This is a genomic window from Faecalibacterium sp. BIOML-A1 (assembly GCF_009679715.1).
GTDB classification, from domain to species: Bacteria; Bacillota; Clostridia; order Oscillospirales; family Ruminococcaceae; genus Faecalibacterium; species Faecalibacterium taiwanense.
In genome coordinates, this window is record NZ_WKZJ01000010.1 from 104579 (window position 1) to 122888 (window position 18310).

The following is an 18310-nucleotide window of genomic DNA, read 5'->3' on the forward strand; positions in this document are numbered from 1 at the left end:
AGTTGTCAACATGTACAGCAGTTACAGCACCCTGCAGCGTAAGCAGCTGACGAAGCAGGTTTATACCGATACCCAGAGCACCTATCTGCTGGTGTATGCACCGGGCCGTCATCAGGCGCTGGAGCACGCACTGGAAAACCAGCTGCACCGCAAGTTCCGGCTGGTGACGGAGCTGGCCCCCGCCCTGACCGACTCGGTGGAGGGCGTGCTGCTGGTCAGCGAAGATCTGGAGTGCACCTCCACCGCCCTGACCTATTTTGCCGCCGCCCTGCGCACCGGTGCCGATTTTGTGGTGTGTGATGCCGCCTTTGGCTTCGATGGCTCCACCGCCCTTTATCTGAGCACCCAGCACATCCCGTGCAGCCGCTGCGCCATGGTATCGCGGAAGCTTCTGGACCGGGTGCGCGCCGCTGCGCGCGGCAGGGACAGCGTGACCGAGCTGCTGCGCCTTGCCACCGCCATGGCGGAAAACTGCCACCGCATCCCGCAGTCTTTGCTGCACTTCCGGCGGGAGCTGTGTGCCGACGATGTGTTCTCTGCAGACGGAAAGCGTGCTTTGATCCTGAGCCACGAGCTGACCATGACCGGTGCGCCCATCGTGCTGACAAGTGCCGTGCCGGTGCTGCGCAGCATGGGCTTTGAAGTGGTGGTGCTTGGCCCTGCGGACGACGGCTCGCTGCCGCTGTTTCTGGATGCCGGTGCCGCCGTGGTGACCCGCAGCGACTGCGTGATGAACTCGTCGCTGTGGGGCCTTGCCACCAGTGCCGATTTTGTGCTGGCCAACACCGTGGTAGAGGCTGCCGCCGTGAGCACCCTGAACGGCTCCTTCGTGCCGGTGCTGTGGTGGCTGCACGATGCCTTTGCAGGCTACCCATTCATTGCGCACAAGATTCCCAAAACACTGGGCTCCAATGTGCATGTGTGCGCCGTAGGCTCCCACGCCACTGCCGCCATGCACTCGGTGCGGCCGGACTTCAGCATTGAACAGCTGATCTACGGTCTGCCGGACTATGCGCAGGAAAGCTTCCCGCCCTACGATATCAGCTATGCCGGCGGCAGGCCGCTGTTCGTGACCGTAGGTTCCTTTGAGCCGCGCAAGGGTCAGGATATTTTCTGCAACGCCATCCGCCTGCTAAAGCCCGAGGTGCGCCAGAAGGCTGCTTTCCTGTTCGTGGGCAAGGCGGCGGACAAGAGCCTGAAGAACGCCGTGGATGCACTGGTGGAGGACTACCCGGACACCGTTTTCTACCGCAAGCGTCTGGAACGGCCCGAGATCAAATCCCTGATGGATCAGTGCACCTGCGTGGTATGCGCTTCCCGCGATGATCCCATGCCAACCTTCGTCACCGAGGGTCTGATCTTCGGCAAACCTTCCATCGTGTCGGAGCACACCGGCACCGCCGGGCTGATCACCGAGGGCGTGGACGGCTTTGTGTACAAAGACGACGACCCGGATCAGCTGGCAAAGGTGCTGGAGCATGCTATTCTGCATCCGGAACAGCTGGCCGCCATGAAAGCTGACTGCCGGAAAATGTACGAGAAATATTATTCCAACGAAGCCTATGTTGCCACCCTGACACGGCTGGTGAACGAATCAACAGACTAAAAACAAGATAAAGGCAAGGGTCGATGCGTGCATCTGCCCTTGCCTTTTTATCATTCCATCAAAATTGCACAAGAAAATTCCAGTTCCGTTCACAAAGACACAGGCCGCGTGTGTTATACTTTTATCAAATCATTCCGCCTGAAAGGAGCCTGTTCTCTCTATGAGCCAACCCGCCTCTGCCGCACCTTCCCGCAAAAAGACAGTGATCTCGCTGCTGGTGCTCGCCGCACTTACCGGCATCATCGTGCTGCTGTTCAAGGACAACTGGGCCGAGATCACCGCAGCGCTTTCGCAGCTGTCCGCATGGCAGGTGCTGGTGGTGCTGGCCATCGGCCTCAGCTACCCGCTGCTGGAGGGGTGCGTGGCGTGGGTCATCGTGCGCAGCCGCATCCCGGGCTTCAGGCTCTGGCAGGGCATCGATACCGCGTGGTGCGGCACCTTTGGCAATGTGGTCACGCTGGGCGCAGGTGCAGTGCCGGTGCAGACATGGTATCTGCACCGCTGCGGCCTGCCGGTTGGCCCGGGCGTGGGCCTGATGACCCTGCAGTACGTGTTCCACAAAACCACCGTGCTGCTGTATGCCACGGTGATGCTGCTGTTTCAGCACAGATGGCTTGCCGCCAACACCACCGGTGTGATGAATTATCTGCCCATGGCATACGCTGTAGTGGCGGCCATCATTGTGGTGCTGGTGCTGGTGTGCGTATCGCCGCTGGTGCAGAACCTTGCCCGCTGGCTGATGCGTCTGCTGCCCAAAACGGAAAAATGGCAGCAGCGCCGCGCCGACTGGCAGCAGCAGCTGGATGTTCTGGGCGAGGAGAGCCGCCGCCTGCTGGCAGATAAGCCCCGCTGCGCTGAAATTCTGGCATTGCAGGCGGTCAAGCTGTTCGGGCTGTTCTGCCTGCCCTACCTGTGTATCCGGTTCATGGGGCTTTCCCCTCTGAGCTTTTTGCAGGTGCAGCTGCTCACCAGCCTGATGCTGTTTTTGTCCAACGCCCTGCCCAATGTGGCCGGCATGGGCTCCATCGAGACGGCATTCCTGCTGGTGTTCGGCAGCTTTCTGAAGCGCGGCGAGGTGATGAGCGTGATGATGCTCTACCGCATCGCCAGCTATTATGTGGTGTTCGCCGCCAGCGCCGTGGGCTTCTTCTTTGCCCAGCGGCATCTGGGCCAAATGGGAGCGGAGCTGCCAAAGGAGGCATGACTCTTATGAAGGAAAAAGGCATTCTGTCCCGGTTCGGCATTGTCATTTTAGTGCTGCTTGCACTGGTGCTGATCTTTCCTTCCGCAAAGATCGATCTTGCATCCGGGATCAAGGCCAGCACACAGGCCAGTATCCGGGTGGAGCGCATTCAGAACTTTGCCCGCTCCGCAGAGATGGATGTTCAGCTGCTTTCTGCCGACGACCCTGCCTATCAGCAGATCGCAAACGTGCTCTCCGGCCTTACCTGCGTCAAGCGGTTCAACCAGCAGTATTCCTCCTACAGCCACGAATACCCGGTGGATTCCGTCACTGTGAGCTACTACGATGATGCCGAGAACAATAACCTCCTGTTCACCGTCTACTCCGATGGCACCGCCATCGTGAACAGCCAGTTCGTAAAGATCAAAGCGCCCAAAGGCGGAGCCGAAGAGGTGTACCGGGAGCTGGCGGAGATCGTGAAGTAAAACTCCTTCCGTCTGCTCGCTGCACTCGCATCCACCTCCCTCAATGAGAGAGGCTTTGGCAAAACCGTAAAGTTTTCCGCACTGCCAAGGGCTCCCTCTTTGAGGGAGCTGGCATGGTGTCAGCCATGACTGAAGGAGTTAAAAACAAAAAACGGGGCACGCAGGTGGTCAAGCTGCATGTCCCGTTTTTGTTTTTCTTTTGCACTTGGTGCGGTACCAATCACACCGAATGCCGCGCATCGAGCCGTGGGAGCAAACTAAAACCACAGCTCACTTGAAAAAGAGAATGGAATGGAGGAATTGGCGTTTGCGCAGCAATGAAAGCCCCAGTGGGGCTTTTAAGCCACAAAGCGGTCTTGCGTAAGCAAGATGGAGTGGCCTCGCCACGACAAACTTGGGGATCACCTGACACAGCTCCGCAGCTCTGCCATGGCGGATCCGGTTTTCGCAGAAGCCCTTGCAGAGGCTTCCGCTTTTCTGGTGCAACGTGGTTAGATTTGTCTAACCTCGTTGCGAGAACAGAATACCACAGCCGGTTAGTCTTGTCAACCCTTATTTTGCGATTTTTTTCGCAAAATAGGTGCACCGCCGGGATTTCGGCGCTTTTTCTACATTCTGCCCAAAGAAAGCCCTTTGCTTTGGAAGAAAACCCACTTGTTTTCTATTGCATTTTAAAGTGGTTCTTGCTATTATAATAACGCAAGATTTTGTGGGCAGGTTTTCATTTTTGTCTACACCTTGTAGTTGGGGCTGCCGCAGTCGGCAGTTCAAGACCGTTTTGCCCCCAGAAAGCCGCCAATACAGAGCGGTTTTTCAAAGGCTCATTAGTTAGAAATCGCTAACTGCGTAATGGAGCAAGGAGGTTCCAATGATCAATTTTGAACAGTGGGAAGGCTTTGAGGGCCGCATCTGGAAAGAAGAAGTCAATGTGCGCGACTTCATCCAGAAGAACTACACCCCGTATGACGGCGACGAAAGCTTTCTGGCCGGCCCCACCGAGGCGACCGACAAGCTGTGGGGTGCCCTGCAGAAGCTGCAGAAGGCCGAGCGCGCCAAGGGCGGCGTGCTGGATATGGAGACCGAAGTGGTCAGCAGCCTGACTGCTTACGGCCCCGGCTATATCGACGAAAGCCTGAAGGATCTGGAGCAGATCGTGGGTCTGCAGACCGACAAGCCCCTCAAGCGCGCCTTCATGCCCTACGGCGGCATCAAGATGGCAGAGCAGGCCTGCACCACCTACGGCTACCAGCCCAGCGCCGAGCTGCACAAGATCTTTACCGATTATACCCGCACCCACAATCAGGCTGTGTTTGATGCCTACACCCCTGAGATGAAGGCGGCCCGCCACACCCACATCATCACCGGCCTGCCGGACACCTACGGCCGCGGCCGCATCGTGGGCGACTACCGCCGCGTGGCCCTGTACGGCATCGATGCACTGATCAAGTTCAAGCAGGAGGACTTTGCCAACTGCGGTGACGGCACCATGACCGACGACGTGATCCGCCTGCGCGAGGAGATCGCCCGCCAGATCAGTGCCCTGAAGGGCATGAAGAAGATGGCCGAGGCCTACGGCTATGATATCTCTCAGCCTGCAAAGAACGCCAAGGAGGCCTGCCAGTGGCTGTATTTCGGGTATCTGGCCGCCATCAAGACCCAGAACGGCGCTGCCATGAGCGTGGGCCGCATCTCCACCTTCCTGGATATCTACATCCAGCGCGATCTGGACAACGGCATCCTGACCGAGACCCAGGCTCAGGAGCTGATCGACCACATGGTCATGAAGTTCCGCATGGTCAAGTTTGCCCGCATCCCCAGCTACAACCAGCTGTTCTCCGGCGACCCCGTGTGGGCAACGCTGGAAGTGGGCGGCATCGGCATGGATGGCCGCAGCATGGTCACCAAGAACTGCTACCGCTTCCTGCACACGCTGGAAAACATGGGCCCCGCACCGGAGCCGAACCTGACCGTTCTGTACTCCTCCGCCCTGCCGGAGAGCTTCAAGAAATATGCCGCCAAGGTGTCCATCGATACCAGCTCTGTCCAGTACGAGAACGACGACGTGATGAAGCCCGTATGGGGCGATGATTACTCCATCTGCTGCTGCGTGTCTGCCACCCAGACCGGCAAGGAGATGCAGTTCTTCGGTGCCCGCGCCAACCTTGCCAAGTGCCTGCTGTACGCCATCAACGGCGGCGTGGACGAGAAGAGCCACGAGCAGTGCGGCCCCAACTATGCCCCCATCACCAGCGAGTACCTGAACTACGACGAGGTGCTGCCCAAGTATGTCCAGATGCTGGACTGGCTGGCTGGCCTGTACGTCAATGTGCTGAACCTGATCCAGTATATGCACGACAAATACTACTACGAGGAAGCCGAGATGGCCCTCATCGACACCGACGTGCGCCGCACCTTTGCCACCGGCATTGCAGGCTTCTCCCACGTCATCGACTCCCTGAGCGCCATCAAGTACGCCAAGGTGAAGGTAGTGCGTGACGAGAGCGGCCTTGCCACCGGCTTTGAGACCGAGGGCGACTTCCCCAAGTACGGCAACGACGACGACCGCGCCGACGAGATCGGCGTGTGGCTGCTGCGCACCTTCCTGGAAATGATCAAGAAGCGCCACACCTACCGCAACTCTGAGGCTACCACCTCTATCCTGACCATCACCTCCAACGTGGTATACGGCAAGTACACCGGCGCTCTGCCCGATGGCCGTGCCGCATTCACCCCGTTTGCTCCCGGTGCAAACCCCAGCTACGGCGCAGAGCAGAACGGCCTGCTGGCTTCCCTGAACTCGGTGGCAAAGCTGCCCTACCACTGGGCACTGGACGGCATTTCCAACACCCAGACCATCAACCCGGACGCTCTGGGCCACAGCGAAGGCGAGCGGGTGGAGAATCTGGTACAGGTCATGGACGGCTACTTCGATCAGGGCGCACACCACCTGAACGTGAACGTCTTTGGCAAGGAGAAGCTGCTGGATGCCATGGAGCACCCCGAGAAGGAGGAGTACGCCAACTTCACCATCCGCGTCTCCGGCTACGCCGTCAAGTTCATCGACCTGACCCGTGAGCAGCAGATGGACGTTATCTCCCGCACCTGCCATGCAGCCCTGTAACCCCATCGGCTATGTCCACTCGCTGGAATCCTTCGGCTCTGTGGACGGCCCCGGTGTGCGCTTTGTGGTGTTTTTGCAGGGGTGTGCCCTACGGTGCAAATACTGCCACAACCCGGAAACGTGGGCTGCGGAGGGCGGCGAGGAATGGACGGCAGAAAAGCTGTTCCAGCGGGTCTACCGCTACCGCAACTACTGGGGCAAGAAGGGCGGCATCACGGTCAGCGGCGGTGAACCGCTGCGCCAGATGGAGTTTCTGACGGCATTCTTCGAGCTGGCCCGCTCCAAAGGCGTGCACACGGCTCTGGATACCGCCGGGCAGCCCTTCCGGCCCGATGACCCGGATTATCTGGCCGGTTTCGACCGGCTGATGAAGTCCACCAGTCTGGTCATTCTCGACCTGAAGGAGATCGACCCGGAACGCCACCGGCAGCTCACCGGCAAAGACAATGCCAACATCCTTGCGATGGCGCGGCATATTTCTGACCTCGGCATCCCGCTGTGGATCCGGCATGTGCTGGTGCCCGGCCTGACCGACGACGAGGAGGGCCTGCGCAGGACCGCAGACTTTATCCGCAGCCTGAAAACGGTGCAGCGGGTGGAGGTACTGCCCTACCACACGCTGGGCCTGTTCAAGTGGCAGAAGCTGGGCATCCCTTATCCACTGCCGGACGCCGTGCCGCCCACCGCGGAGCAGGTGAAGCGTGCAGAAGAACTGCTGGAAGTGAGCAGGTATCCCGGCTAAGCTCCTGATTTGAAAAACGACCGTTTCCGGTGTGCAGAATGCGCCGGGAGCGGTCGTTTTTTCTTGACTTCCCTTCTGTACACCGTTATAATGAAAAAAGTAAAAAAGGAGAAACAGCCATGCAGATTTTCAATACGCTGACCCGCCAGAAAGAAGAATTCGTGCCGCAGGTGCCCGGTGAATACCGCATCTATGTCTGCGGCCCTACCGTTTATAACTATATCCACATCGGCAACGCCCGCCCGCTGATCGTGTTCGATACCCTGCGCCGCTACCTTGAGTACCGCGGCAACAAGGTGTTCTATGTTTCCAACATCACCGATATCGACGATAAGCTCATTAAGAAGGGACAGGAAGAGGGCACCTCCATGAAGGAGGTCGCTCAGCGCTTTGAGGCCGAGTACCTCAAGGATGCCGCCGGCCTCAACTGCAAAAAGCCCACCGTCCAGCCCCGGGCTACCGAGCACATCCAGCAGATCCTGGATATCGTGAAGGATCTGATCGACTCCGGCCACGCTTATGTTGCCAAGAACGGCGATGTGTACTTCCGGGTGAAGAGCGACCCCGAGTACGGCAAGCTGAGCCACCTGAAGCTGGACGATCTGGAGAGCGGCAACCGTGAGCTGCGCAGCCAGATGGACGACGACCTGAAGGAGGACCCCGCAGACTTTGCCGTGTGGAAGGCCGCAAAGCCCGGTGAACCTGCATGGGAAAGCCCCTACGGCATGGGCCGTCCGGGCTGGCATATCGAGTGCAGCGCCATGAGCCGCACCCATCTGGGCAAGACCATTGATCTGCACTGCGGCGGTCAGGACCTGATCTTTCCCCACCACGAGAATGAGATCGCACAGAGCGAGTGCGCCAACGGCTGCACCTTTGCCCGCTACTGGATGCACAATGGCTTCATCAACGTGGACAATCAGAAGATGTCCAAGAGCCTGCACAACTTCTTCACCGTGCGGGACGTGGCGGATGTCTACGGCTACGAGCCCATCCGCTACTTCATGCTGACCGCAGGCTACCGGATGCCCCTGAACTACACCGTGGACCTCATTGAAAGCTGCAAGAACAGCCTGGAGCGCCTGTACACCTGCCGCGAGAATCTGGATTTTGCCCTGACCAAGGACACCTTTGGCACCGACGAGACCCTGAAGGAAAAGGCTGCCGAGGCCCGCACCAAGTTCTGTACTGCCATGGACGATGACCTGAACACCCCGGATGCACTGGCTGCCGTGTTCGATCTGGTCAAGGAGATCAACACGCTGTCGGCTGTTTCCTCCAAGGATGCCCTGCAGACCGCCGCCGCTGCGTTCGACGAGATCACCGGCGTACTGGGCCTGCTGTACAACCGCAAGAAGGACGAGGTGCCCGCCGAGGTGACTGAGCTGGTAGAGAAGCGTGCCGCCGCCAAGAAGGCCAAGGACTGGGCCACTGCCGATGCCATCCGTGCACAGCTGACCGAACTGGGCTGGGCGGTCAAGGACACCGCACAGGGCCCGCAGCTGAGCAAGCTCTAAATTAAAGTAAAGCTATTCGCAGCATGTTGCGGATGGCTTTACTTTTTTGCACGCATTTGCCATAATAAGGAAGAAGATCAGCTTTGCGGAGGGAACAGCAATGAAGGTCATGGTTTTTGACGTAGGAGGCACCGAGATCAAATATTCGGTCATGGACGAGCAGATGAACCGTTTCGATGCCGGTTCCGTGCCCACGCCGCAGGATACGCAGGAGCATTTTCTCGACACAATATACGCTCTGTATGCACCGCATAAGGATGAAGTGGACGGTATCGCCATGGCGCTGCCCGGCTTTGTGGATGCCAACACCGGCTATGTCTCCAACGGCGGGGCACTTCTGTACAACACCGGCACGCAGGTGGGGCAGCTGGTGCGCGAAAGATGCGGCTGCCGTGTCACGCTGGAAAACGACGGCAAGGCTGCAGCCATTGCAGAGCTGCGGGCCGGTGCCTTGCAGGGCTGCTGCAATGCGGCAGTGTTTATCATCGGCACCGGCGTGGGCGGCGGCATCATTGCCAATGGCCAGCTGGTGCGCGGCGTGCACTTTACCGCCGGAGAGTACAGCTTTGTGAACACCAACGCCGACGAGTGGGAGAATACCGAAAAAACCATGGCCTGCCAGTGCAGCACCAAATACCTGCTCAAGTGGTACCGCGCCCGCAAGGGCCTGCCCGCCGATGCCCCCATGAACGGTAAACTCTTTTTTGATGCCGCCAATGCCGCCGAGCCGGACGCGCTGGAAGTGCTGGAACGGTTCTGCAAGATGGTGGCCGTGCAGATCTACAACCTGACCGTATTGCTGGATGTGGAAAAGGTAGCCATCGGCGGCGGCATCAGCAAGCAGCCGCTGCTGCTGGACGATCTGCGCCGGGTATATGCCGGGCTGTTTGCTTCCCGTGGGGAATCACCTTACATGATCGGTCTGCCCCGCTGCGAGATCGTGCCCTGCCATTTCAGCAGTGAAGCCAATCAGGTGGGAGCATTGTATACCTATCTGCAGGCGGAAAGCAAAACCATTTAATGGCTTCCGCTTCGCTCTAGTCATATTCAGCGGAACAATTATTTTTATAGAGCAAACTCCGGCAGACTGCGGTCTGCCGGAGTTTGCTTTTTCACAGGATAGGGCCGTATTGGAAAACGGCATCCTCCCTTAGATTTACTTATTGGTCAGCCGGTTGAAGTGCGGCTTTTCGTCTTCTTCCTTCTTCGGTTCCGGCTTTTCCGCCGGGGTCAGGCGCACCTCGGTCACGCGGCGCTTGGCCGTGCGGGTAACGACACCGTCGTACTCGCCCAGCGTGAACCGGTCGCCCACCTTGGGCAGATGGCAGGTTTTTTCCTGCACCAGACCGTTCACCGTATTGGAATCGATATCTTCATCCTCCGGCAGGCCCAGCCTCTCATACAGGTCGTCCACACCGGCACTGCCCAGTACGATCCAGCTGCCGTCCGACTGTTTGCGGAAGTCCTCGGTCGCTTCGTCGTGCTCATCCCAGATCTCGCCTACCAGCTCTTCCAGAATGTCTTCCAGCGTGATGATGCCCTCGGTACCGCCGTACTCGTCCACCACCACCGCCATGTGATGGTGCTGCTCGCGCAGGGTGCGCAGCAACTGGGAGATCTGGGTGGAGCCGGTAGTATAAAGGGTGGGCTTCACAAGGTCTTCCAGCGTGGTATCCTTGCGCAGACGGCCAAGGTAAAAGTCCTTTTCATGTACCACACCGATGATGTTGTCAATGGTGCCGTGGTAGACGGGCAGACGGGAATATCCCGATTCCGCAAAGGTATCGGCCACCTCATCCAGCGAGAGATCGTCCTCCACCGCGATCACATCCACGCGGGGCGTGAGGATCTCCTCCACCTCCACATCGTCGAACTCAATGGCGCTGCGGATGAGCTGGCTTTCCCGGTCGGTCAGCTCGCCGTCGTTCTCGGCCTCGCTGACCATGGTCATCAGCTCGCCCTCAGTGATGGTGTCCTCCTCGGTGCTGCGGATGAAATGCCCCAACAGGCGCTTCCACTGGCTGAACAGCCAGGTCAGCGGGGTGAACAGGATCATGAGCAGGTTCAAAAAGGGCGAAACCGCCGTGGCAACCGTCTCCGGCATCTCCTTTGCAAGGCTCTTGGGGGTCACCTCGCCAAAGATCAGAACCACAATGGTCAGCACGAAGGTGGACACCGTCGCGCCCCGCTCCGGGTCCAGCAGGCGGGTGAACAGCACTGTGCCAATGGATGCTGCGGCAATGTTGACGATATTGTTGCCGATGAGGATGGTGGAGAGCAGCTTGTCGTACTTTTCCGACATAGCCAGCACGCGGGCTGCTGCCGAATCGCCGTCCTCGGCGCGGCTTTTCAGGCGGATCTGGTTCAGGGAAGAAAATGCGGTCTCAGAGGCGGAGAAAAAGGCGGAAAATGCCACCAGAATGATCAGCGCCGCCAAAAGCGTAATACTGCCATCGTCCATAAAAAGGGAAATCACACTCAACTTTCTGTTTTTGTTTGAACCCTCTCAGGCATCGCTGCGCGATGCCAGCTCCCCCGAGGGGGGGAGCTTTTTTCTGTGCGCCCGCAGCCAGCCCCTTCCACGCAGAAGGTGCTGCTGCCCGGGATATCGCACACTGGCGCAACGCGCCTGAGAGAGTTTTGGGATAAATGTTCTTACATACAAAAATGTGCTCCCCATCGTTGCTGTTCCGCGATGAAAAGCACATCAATGTTATTTGTAATCATACCATATTCTGTACGGTGGTGCAAGCTTTCTTGCCGCAAAGTCCGTACAGAACAGGTAAAATTTACATTATCGCAGGGTCAAAGCGCCATTCTCGCAGTCTACCGTCAGGGTGTTGCCCTCGGTATAGCTGCCCTGAATGATGGCCTTGGCGATCAGGGTCTCCACGCGGCTCTGGATGAACCGCTTGATGGGACGTGCGCCATAGACGCTGTCGTAAGCAGAATCGATGATGAAGTCCTTGGCAGCGGTGGTGACCTCCAGCTTGAGGTGCTTGCCCTCGTCCATGCGCTTGCGCAGATCCTGCAGCTGCAGATCCACGATCCTGCGCATCTCGTCCTTGGTCAGGCTCTTGTAGTAGACGATCTCATCCAGACGGTTCAGAAATTCGGGGCGGAACTTGCTCTTCAGCAGCTGGTCGATCTGGTGCTTTGCTTCCTCGCTCAGCTCGTTGGAGCCGTTGGCACGGCGCTGCTCCAGATCGTTCAGGATGATGTCGCTGCCCAGATTGGAGGTGAGGATGATGACCGTGTTCTTGAAGTCCACGGTGCGGCCCTGACTGTCGGTGATGCGGCCATCGTCCAGCACCTGCAGCAGGATGTTGAACACATCGGGGTGGGCTTTTTCCACCTCATCGAACAGCACCACGCTGTAGGGCTTGCGGCGCACAGCCTCGGTCAGCTGGCCGCCCTCTTCATAACCGACGTATCCCGGAGGCGCGCCGATCAGACGGCTGACGCTGAACTTCTCCATATACTCGGTCATATCGATTCGCACCATGTTGCGCTCGTCGTCAAACAAGGCCTGTGCCAGTGCCTTGGCCAGCTCAGTCTTGCCAACGCCGGTGGGGCCGAGGAACAGGAAGCTGCCGATGGGGCGGTTGGGGTTGGCGATACCGGCGCGGCTGCGCAGGATGGCCTCGCTCACCTTGGTCACAGCCTCGTCCTGACCGATGACCCGCTGGTGCAGCACATCGTCCAGATGCAGCAGCTTCTCGCGCTCACCCTCCACCAGTTTTTCCACCGGGATGCCGGTCCAGCGGGCCACGATGCGGGCGATCTCCTCATCGGTCACGCGGTCACGCAGCAGGCTGTCCTCCTTCTTGGCGGCGGCGATCTTCTCTTCCTCTTCCAGCTGTTTCTGCAGCTGGGGCAGCTTACCGTATTTCAGCTCGGCAGCCTTGTTCAGGTCGTACTCGCGCTGAGCCTTTTCAATGTCGGCATTGGTCTGCTCGATCTGCTCACGCAGGGATTGCACCTTGCCGATGGCGTTCTTCTCGTTCTCCCACTTTGCCTTCATGCTGCGGAACTTGTCCTGCAGCTCGGCCAGCTCCTTTTCCAGATCCTTCAGGCGGCTCTGGCTCAGGGCATCGGTCTCCTTTTTCAGGCTCACCTGCTCGATCTGCAGCTGGGTGATGCGGTGGGCCAGATCGTCCATCTCGCTGGGCATGCTGTCCATCTCGGTCTTGATCATGGCGCAGGCTTCATCCACAAGGTCGATGGCCTTATCCGGCAGGAAACGATCCGTGATATAGCGGTCGGACAGGGTGGCAGCGGCGATCAAGGCGCTGTCGTTGATCTTCACGCCGTGGAACACCTCGTAGCGTTCCTTCAGGCCGCGCAGGATGGAGATCGTGTCCTCCACGGTGGGCTCATCCACCTGCACCGGCTGGAAGCGGCGCTCCAGAGCGGGGTCTTTCTCGATATACTGGCGGTACTCGTCCAGTGTGGTGGCACCGATGCAGTGCAGCTCGCCCCGGGCCAGCATGGGCTTGAGCAGGTTGCCTGCGTCCATGGCGCCATCGGTCTTGCCGGCACCCACGATGGTGTGCAGCTCATCGATGAAGAGGATGATCTTGCCCTCGCTCTTCTTCACCTCGTTCAGCACGCTCTTCAGGCGCTCCTCGAACTCGCCGCGGTACTTTGCACCGGCCACCAGAGCGCCCATGTCCAGACTGAACACGATGCGGTCCTTCAGGTTTTCGGGCACATCGCCGCGCACGATACGCTGTGCAAGGCCCTCTGCAATGGCGGTCTTGCCAACGCCGGGCTCACCGATCAGGCAGGGGTTGTTCTTGGTCTTACGGGACAGGATGCGGATCACGTTGCGGATCTCCTGATCACGGCCGATGACGGGGTCCAGCTTCTGCTTGCGGGCAAGGTCTACCAGATCCTGACCATACTTCTGCAGGGCGTTGTAGGTCTCCTCAGGATTGTCGTTGGTGACGCGCTGGTTGCCGCGCACTGCTGTGAGCTGCTGCAGGAACTTATCTTTCGTGATGCTGAACGCACGGAACAACTCGGTGGTGTTCTGGGTCTGCTCGTCCAGCAAACCCAGGAACACATGCTCCACGCTGATATAGTCGTCCTTCATGGCCTTGGCTTCTCGGGCGGCGGCGCTGAGCACCTTATCGGCAGCCTGCGAGATATAGACCTTGTCGGGGTCACGGCCGGAGCCGGAGACCCGAGGCAAAGCCGAAAGCTTTTCGGCCACGGCGGCAGCAAAACTACCGGGGTCAACATTCAGCTTCTGCAGCAGCTGCGGGATCAGGCCCTGCTCCTGCGAAGCGAGGGCGTGCAGCAGATGTTCGGGTTCCAGCTGGTTATGCTGGTACTCCACAGCCAGCTGCTGCGCTGCCTGCAGAGCCTCCAGCGTTTTCTGTGTATATTGATTGGTATTCATAAAGTCAAGCCTCCATTCATACCGGAAGGTTTATTTTAGCGGACACGATAGCCATCTGCTAAAAGCCCGGTGCAGAGATGCTGCCGAACGGGAAGCAGCGGCTATTCTTCAGTTGTTTCACGGTTTCAAGCACCTCCTGCCGAACTGGCTTTGCTCGTTTTAGCACTCTATCTGTTCGACTGCTAAAACTATACTCCTGTTTTCCCACTTTGTCAATAGGGTTCATAAAAAGTTTGCAAATCATAATTTTTGCTAGAAAAAACACGCAGCCTTGCCATACCGTTCGTCGCGTAAGCGACTTAAAATCGGCGCAACACAAAAAATCCTCTAGCGCAGCGACTTGGATTTTTTGTATGGAGCCCATCTGCTTTGGGATTATTAAGGGCGAGCAGCCCTTAGTTTGCAACGGCGACGACCGCGGCCGGCGGCCGAAACAGGGAGGAGCTGTTGGGGCAGCGGCCTGCAGGATGCGAGTGCCGCGCAAGGCACGAAGCAGACGCAGGGAGCCGCAACCCGCCGCCTCCCGCGCCTCGAAAGTAGCGGGTGCTTTTCTGGTTCTCTTTTGGCACGCAAAAGAGAACTTATCCGGTGGAGAAGAATTGCATAAAAGTCAAGAAATCTGTTCCACTCGAATACGCTCTGTATGGGAAGCATTGCTCTAAAAAAAGAACCCCAAAAAATCCATAGATTTTCTGGAGTTCAAAAATTCATATAATGTGATCTCAGCCCTGTTTCTTCCAGCGGCGCATCACGCCCATGCCAAGCGCATAGGGGCCGGTGTGCACGGCAATGGTGCAGCCGATCTGCAGCAGGCCCACTTCGCACTGAGCGCCGGGGTACTTTGCACGCAGGGCCGCGCGGGTCTGCATCCACAGGCGCTTGCCTTCCTCTTCGTCGTAGCCGTAGCCTACGGTGATGCGGTAGTCGTCCGGGGTGCCGCCGTGGGCATCCAGATAGTTCATCAGCTGTTCCAGCGCTTTTTCAAAGCTCTTCTGTCGGCCGCGGGCCACGCCGCCGGAGAAGATCTCGCCATCCTTGAACAGGATCATCGGCTTGATGCCCAGCATGTTGGCTGCACGGCCCGTCACCTTGCCAATGCGGCCGCCCTTGATGAGATAGTCCAGATTGCCTACCGTGAAGAAGATCTGGTTGGTAGCTTTCTCTGCTTCCAGCCATGTCACGGTCTCGTCCAGCGTGCAGCCTGCGTCCCGCATGGCCACGGCGTTTTCCACCATGGTGGACTCGGTAACGGTAGCCGCCGCGCTGTCAATGACCTCAATGCGGGCATCGGGGAAATCTTCCAGCACCAGATCCCGGGCATTGCGGGCGCTACCCACACAGCCGCTCATCTTGCTGGTGAACACCAGACACAGCACATCCCGGCCAGCAGCAGCATGGGCACGGAATGCCTGCTCAAAGTCCTCAATGGAAGCAAGGCTGGTTTTGGGGTAGGCCGAAGGGTTGTCCACCATGAACTGGTAGAAGTCCCGCACGGCGATCTCCTTGCCTTCTTTGCGGTAGTGCTCGCCGTCCAGCGAGACATAGAAGGGCACGACCTCGATTTGGAGCTGTTTGGCAGTGTCCAGCGTCAGGTCGCATGCGCTGTCGGTAATGATATCAAACATCTGTGACGCTTCCTTTTCTGAATCATTCAGGAGCTTTGCAGGGGATCATACGTGGTGGATATAAGCCTCACGCTCGGCACCCACAGAGATGTAGGTGATCTTGCAGCCGACAGCCTTTTCCAGATATTCCACGTAATCGCGTGCTTCCTTGGGCAGGTCTTCCCACTTGCGGGCTGCGGTGATATCACAGTGCCAGCCGGGCAGGTACTCCACCACGGGCTGTGCGGTGTCCAGAGCTTCGCCCATGGGGAAGCGGGTGGTAGTGCTGCCATCGGTCAGCTTGTAGGCAGTGACCATGGGGATCTTTTCCATGTAGTCCAGCACGTCCAGCAGGGTCAGAGCAACTTCATCGCAGCCCTGGCAGAACACGCCGTAGCGGCTTGCCACCAGATCGATGGGGCCAACGCGGCGGGGACGGCCGGTGGCTGCACCGTACTCGTGGCCAGCCTCACGCAGGTCGTGCTTTTCCTCTTCGGTCATAGCCAGCTCGGCAGTGAAGGGGCCGTCACCCACGCAGGAGGAGTAAGCCTTCATGACGCCGATGGAGTTGTGCAGCTTGTGGCCCGGGATGCCTGCGCCGATGGGGGCGTAAGCACCGATGACGTTGGAAGAGGTGGTATAGGGGTAAATGCCGAAATCGATGTCGCGCAGAGCGCCCAGCTGAGCCTCGAACAGGACCTTCTTGCCTGCAGCGTCTGCATCAGCCAGATACTGGCCCACATCGCAGATGTAATCCTTGAAGATGGCGGCATACTTTTCGAGCCATGCCCACATCTCATCCACGCTGATGGGAGCTGCGTTGTAGCTGCCCTCCATGACCAGATTCTTGGAATCCACCATGGTGACGAGGCGCTTTTTCACAGCGTCGTCCAGATGCAGCAGGTCGCCCATGCGCAGGGTCTTCTTCATGTACTTGTCGCCGTAAGCGTAGGCAATGCCGCGCTTGGTGGAGCCGAACTGTGCGCCGGTCTTGGACAGACGTGCTTCTTCCAGACCGTCCTGCTCCACATGGTAGGGCATGGTGATGGTTGCACGGTCGGAGATCTTCAGGTTTGCCGGGCTGATCTCAACGCCCTGCTCCCGCAGCTTGTTGATCTCGCCGTCCAGATGATGCGGGTCGATGACCATGCCGTTGCCCATAACGCAGACCACGTTCGGACGCAGGATGCCGGAGGGCAGCAGATTCAGCACGAACTTGCCGCGCTCGTTCTTGACCGTGTGACCGGCGTTGTTGCCGCCCTGATAACGTGCAACGATGTCATACTCCTGGCTGATGAGGTCGACCATGCGGCCCTTGCCTTCATCGCCCCAGTTGATACCCGTAATTGCAGTAAGCATAATAAATGACCTCTTTATCATTTTTTCAAAAGACAGCCTTTTCCGTGCACCTTGCCCGGGATACGCCACCTTGGGAAAACACATCAGCAGGCATACACAAAACACATACCAATGCAAGTATAGTATAGCACAGATCGCCGTGCAAAAAAAGAGGAAAACACAGCTTTTGGCTGCGTTTTCCTCCAAAAAAGTGTGCGCAAAATTGTGCGTTCAGCTGCGGGGCTTCTCAAGGTCGGCACGGAGGGTCACCTTGTGGATGGTGCCGTCCGGCTCCTGAATGGAGGTGTTGGCCAGCTGCGCGCGCAGGCTGGCCTTCATATCATCGATGTATTCGCGGCGCAGGGCCTGCTGCTCTGCCTTTTCGGCCTCGGTCAGGCCAGTGGTCTTGCTCTTTTTTGCCAGCTCGTTGATGCGGGCGATCTTTTCCTGTGTCATGGTGCCTCCTGTATTTTCAAGCGGAATATGTTATAATAAGAAAGCAAACCCTCTCAGTCATTGCTGTGCAATGCCAGCTCCCCCGAAAGGGCGAGCTTTTTAAGGAATTTTCTCAATCAGTATAGCAAAGGATGATAAAAATGGCAACTCAATTGAATTTTGCACAGCAGATGGATGCCGTGCTCAAAACGCTGGACGGCACTCGGCCGCGCCTTTTGCTCCACGCCTGCTGCGGCCCCTGCTCCAGCGCAGTGCTGGAACAGCTGTGCCAGTATTTTGAGATCACAGTGCTTTACTATAACCCCAACACATGGCCTGCAGAGGAATACTACCGCCGCGGCGAAGAGCTGAAGAAGTTCGTGGCAGCAGCCCATCCTCTGGGCGTGACCGTGGTGGAGGACCACTACGACCCGCAGGAGTTCTACTCTGCTGTCACCGGCCTTGAAAACGAGCCGGAGCGGGGCAGCCGGTGCACGATCTGCTACCGGCTGCGGATGCGCCGGGCGGCGCAATACGCCAGTGAGAACGGCTTCGACTGGTTCACCACCACACTGTCCATCAGCCCGCATAAAGATGCCAAACGCATCAATGCCATCGGGCAGGAGCTGGAAGCCGAGTTCGGCGTAAAGCATCTGCCTTCGGACTTCAAAAAGCACAACGGCTATCTGCGCAGCCTGCAGCTTTCGGAGGAATACGGCCTGTACCGGCAGGATTACTGCGGGTGCGAGTTCAGCGCGAAGGCAAGAGGCATTGAGAAATAACCCTCTCAGTCATTGCTGTGCAATGCCAGCTCCCCCGAGAGGGGAGCTTTTTCTACTTCCCAACGGTTATTTTCTTTACTGAAAAGAGAA

The 18310-nt window shown here is 58.2% G+C and carries 13 protein-coding genes; 8 read left to right on the forward strand and 5 right to left on the reverse strand.

Annotation, left to right across the window (positions count from 1 at the left end; all coding sequences use genetic code 11):
- The first annotated feature begins 10 nt into the window (after positions 1-10).
- The 7 genes from GKG36_RS11205 (at position 11) to GKG36_RS11235 (ending at position 9675) form a co-directional block, all read left to right on the forward strand.
- Entirely contained in the window at positions 11-1606 is a 1596-nt protein-coding gene (locus tag GKG36_RS11205; RefSeq protein ID WP_097774307.1) for a glycosyltransferase family 4 protein, read from the forward strand.
- A 160-nt stretch (positions 1607-1766) separates the two neighbouring features.
- On the forward strand, positions 1767-2810 hold the full coding sequence (locus GKG36_RS11210; RefSeq protein ID WP_154260752.1) for a lysylphosphatidylglycerol synthase transmembrane domain-containing protein: 1044 nt from the start codon (positions 1767-1769) through the stop codon (positions 2808-2810).
- A 5-nt stretch (positions 2811-2815) separates the two neighbouring features.
- Positions 2816-3274, forward strand: coding sequence for a hypothetical protein (locus GKG36_RS11215; protein ID WP_154260754.1), 459 nt, complete (start codon positions 2816-2818; stop codon positions 3272-3274).
- An 868-nt stretch (positions 3275-4142) separates the two neighbouring features.
- Positions 4143-6395: a formate C-acetyltransferase gene (gene pflB / locus GKG36_RS11220; RefSeq protein ID WP_154260756.1), complete on the forward strand. Its 2253-nt coding sequence runs from the start codon at positions 4143-4145 to the stop codon at positions 6393-6395.
- Positions 6382-7137, forward strand: coding sequence for a pyruvate formate-lyase-activating protein (gene pflA, locus GKG36_RS11225; RefSeq protein WP_005943928.1), 756 nt, complete (start codon positions 6382-6384; stop codon positions 7135-7137). The genes pflB and pflA overlap by 14 nt, the downstream gene beginning before the upstream one ends.
- Positions 7138-7256: 119 nt before the next feature.
- Positions 7257-8654, forward strand: coding sequence for a cysteine--tRNA ligase (gene cysS, locus GKG36_RS11230; RefSeq protein WP_097781325.1), 1398 nt, complete (start codon positions 7257-7259; stop codon positions 8652-8654).
- A 100-nt stretch (positions 8655-8754) separates the two neighbouring features.
- Positions 8755-9675: an ROK family protein gene (locus tag GKG36_RS11235; protein ID WP_097774302.1), complete on the forward strand. Its 921-nt coding sequence runs from the start codon at positions 8755-8757 to the stop codon at positions 9673-9675.
- Positions 9676-9810: 135 nt separating this feature from the next.
- Here the strand turns inward: GKG36_RS11235 and GKG36_RS11240 are convergent, their stop codons facing one another.
- The 5 genes from GKG36_RS11240 to GKG36_RS11260 all read right to left on the reverse strand — a co-directional run bounded on the left by GKG36_RS11240 (position 9811) and on the right by GKG36_RS11260 (position 17459).
- Complete coding sequence (locus tag GKG36_RS11240; RefSeq protein ID WP_118528767.1) at positions 9811-11115, reverse strand: hemolysin family protein; 1305 nt, start codon at positions 11113-11115, stop codon at positions 9811-9813.
- A gap of 333 nt (positions 11116-11448) precedes the next feature.
- A complete protein-coding gene (gene clpB / locus GKG36_RS11245; protein ID WP_097781323.1) occupies positions 11449-14061 on the reverse strand; it encodes an ATP-dependent chaperone ClpB in 2613 nt (870 codons plus the stop codon).
- Between the two features lie 722 nt (positions 14062-14783).
- Positions 14784-15686, reverse strand: coding sequence for a DegV family protein (locus GKG36_RS11250; protein WP_005943906.1), 903 nt, complete (start codon positions 15684-15686; stop codon positions 14784-14786).
- A 45-nt stretch (positions 15687-15731) separates the two neighbouring features.
- Positions 15732-17024: an adenylosuccinate synthase gene (locus GKG36_RS11255; RefSeq protein WP_044953951.1), complete on the reverse strand. Its 1293-nt coding sequence runs from the start codon at positions 17022-17024 to the stop codon at positions 15732-15734.
- Between the two features lie 210 nt (positions 17025-17234).
- Positions 17235-17459, reverse strand: coding sequence for a DUF896 domain-containing protein (locus tag GKG36_RS11260; protein WP_154260758.1), 225 nt, complete (start codon positions 17457-17459; stop codon positions 17235-17237).
- Between the two features lie 131 nt (positions 17460-17590).
- Between GKG36_RS11260 and GKG36_RS11265 the strand changes: the two genes are divergently transcribed.
- The gene (locus GKG36_RS11265; RefSeq protein WP_154260760.1) at positions 17591-18220 is read left to right on the forward strand and encodes an epoxyqueuosine reductase QueH; all 630 of its coding nucleotides are present in this window, start codon (positions 17591-17593) and stop codon (positions 18218-18220) included.
- The last annotated feature ends 90 nt before the right edge of the window (positions 18221-18310 follow it).